Source organism: Pseudonocardia sp. MH-G8 (assembly GCF_002262885.1).
Classification (GTDB): Bacteria; Actinomycetota; Actinomycetes; order Mycobacteriales; family Pseudonocardiaceae; genus Pseudonocardia.
The window spans coordinates 1-2,249 of record NZ_NKYF01000060.1; the positions used below are offsets into that span (position 1 = coordinate 1).

2 protein-coding genes are annotated in these 2,249 nt (G+C 72.4%); both read right to left on the bottom strand.

The window, feature by feature from the left end:
* Positions 1 to 513: ATP-binding protein (locus tag CFP66_RS46790; RefSeq protein WP_304528797.1), on the bottom strand; the 513-nt coding region annotated here is incomplete at its 3' end.
* Positions 510 to 2,060 carry an IS21 family transposase gene (istA, locus tag CFP66_RS46795; RefSeq protein ID WP_143517641.1) on the bottom strand — a complete coding sequence of 517 codons (1,551 nt, stop codon included), beginning with the start codon at positions 2,058 to 2,060 and terminating at the stop codon, positions 510 to 512. The genes CFP66_RS46790 and istA, both read right to left, overlap by 4 nt.
* Positions 2,061 to 2,249: the final 189 nt, after the last annotated feature.

Here is a 2,249-nt window from a genome sequence, read left to right on the forward strand (position 1 = left end):
GAGGTCTTCGAGGGTGAACCAGGCGACCTTCAGCCCGGCCTCGACCGCCTGCTGCCCGAGTGCTTCGAGCAGGAACGTCTTTCCGGTCCCGGACGGCCCGCAGACCACCAGGTTCTCCCGGCGGCTGACCCATTCCAGGGTGCGCAGCGCGGACTGGGTGGGGGCGGGGATCGAGCTGGACCCGGCCTGCCAGGCGGCGAAGGTTTTCCCGGTCGGGAACGCTGCGGCGGCGCGGCGGGTCGCGAGCGCGGAGCGTTCCCGACCGGCTGCTTCCTCGACGAGCAGGGCGCGCAGCACCTCGACCGGCTCCCAGCGTTGCGCTTTCGCGGTGGCGATCACGTCGGGGGCGTGGCGGCGGATGTGGGGCAGCCGTAGCCGGCGCAGCAACGCCTCCACATCTGTGGGCAACGCCGCCGCGGCCGGGACCCCGACCGCTGGCACGACGGCCGCTGGCACGACGGCTGCTGGCACGATGGCGCCGCCGGGAGCGGCGGGGACCGCGTTGCGGCTCACGGGGCCACCTCACCCTCGAGCTCGTCGGTGGGTCGGCTGGTGGCCTGATCGCGGCCCAGGGCGGCCCAGCCGGCGGTGCCCTGGGTCAGGCTGGCCTGTTCACCGGCCTGGTGCACCGGGCCGGGCTGGGTGCGGGCGCGGTGATCCAGGATCGAGGCGAGGTCGGCCTCGGCGAAGCGGGCGTGGACCGCGGCGTGCCCGAGTGCCCAGTCCACCTGTGTGGTCCCGACCAGCTTCGCGGTCGTGACCGCCTCGGCCATCTTCACGCGCATCCTGGTGGTGCCCACGGCGGCGGCCTCGGTCAACCACAACCGGGCGCCGGCCCCCAGGTCGAGAAACTCGGCCTCCGCGGCGGTGCGCGGCTTCGGGGCCCGCGCCAGCGCCCCGGCCGGCGATGGGGGGAAGTGCGCGTCGGCCATGGCGGGGCAGCCCGGGGCGGCCCGGCCGTGGCGGGCGACCTCGACCGGCCCGTCGTCGCCGACGTGCACGATGACGACCGCCTCGCCCTCCCCGCGGCCATGGACCCGCACCCACACCAGTTGCCCGAGCAGCGGGTGCGGGACGGAGTACTGGGCGCCTTCGAAGGTCACCATCGGGGTGGTGGCCGCGACGGTGCGAGTGACCCCGAACGACACCGTGTGCGGTGTCGCGGGCAGCGGATGGAGCCGGGCGCGTTCCTGGGCGAGCATGTCGGCCGGGGCGCGGCGGGTCACCCGATGCACCCGGGTGTTGACCATGTCGCAGAACTTCTCGCATGCCGCCTCCAACTCGGCGAACGAGGCGTAGACCGGGCGCAGGTTGGTGTCTTTGGGAACGAGGTCGGCCTTGGCGAGCTTCACCGTGGACTCCGAGCCGCCCTTGCTCGCCGGGTCCGCAGGCTCGCACGTGTGCACCGTGACCCCGTAGTGGCGGGCGAAGCTGACCGTGGCCGGATTGCGCACCGCCATCCCGGCGACATGGGCGATCGTGACGGTCTTCTCGTTGTCGGTCAGCACATAGGTCGGGGCGCCACCCAGGCGGCGCAACGTGACATCCAGCGCGGCGAACACGCTCGGCGCGGTCTTGTCCAGGATCGCCAGCACCACCCGGAACCGTGACCAGGCCAGCCACGCGCAGAACAGGGTGGTCCTGGCCCCGTCGATGACCGGGCCGTCCCCGAAGTCGTACTGCAGCCACATCCCCGGCTCGGTCACCCACGGCCGGTGCACCCGCACCCGCCCGACCTTGAACGCCCGCCGCACCTGCGCCACCGCGCGCCGGGTGGTCCGCTCCGAACCCGTATAGCCCAGCGCGAGGAGCTTCTCGTGGGACTTGTCCGCGCGGATCTTCCCCGCCGAGTGCTCCATCCACTCCTCGACCTTCGGGAGGAACTCGTCGATCAGCTGCGGGCGAGCCGCCGGACGGTCACACAACCCGCCCGCTTCGCGGGCCGCGACATAGCGACCCACCGTGTGATGCGAGCAGCCCGCAAGCTCCGCAGCGTCACGCAACGACCCGGTCAGGTCGAACGCTTCCAGAATTTCCATGATCTCCCCTGCACACTTCACGGTGTCCCTTCTCGGGTGGGCGGCGCTTCAGCACCGCCAGCGCACCCGAGGAGGGGCCTCAACCACGGGACGCGGCGAGGCAGACGACGTCGTGTCGGGCAGATCCCATGACCGTCAGCGGGCAGCTTTCATGTCCGCCAGCGGGCAGCTTCGTGGCCGTCTCCGGGAATTTTCTCGTGGCCGCGGTCA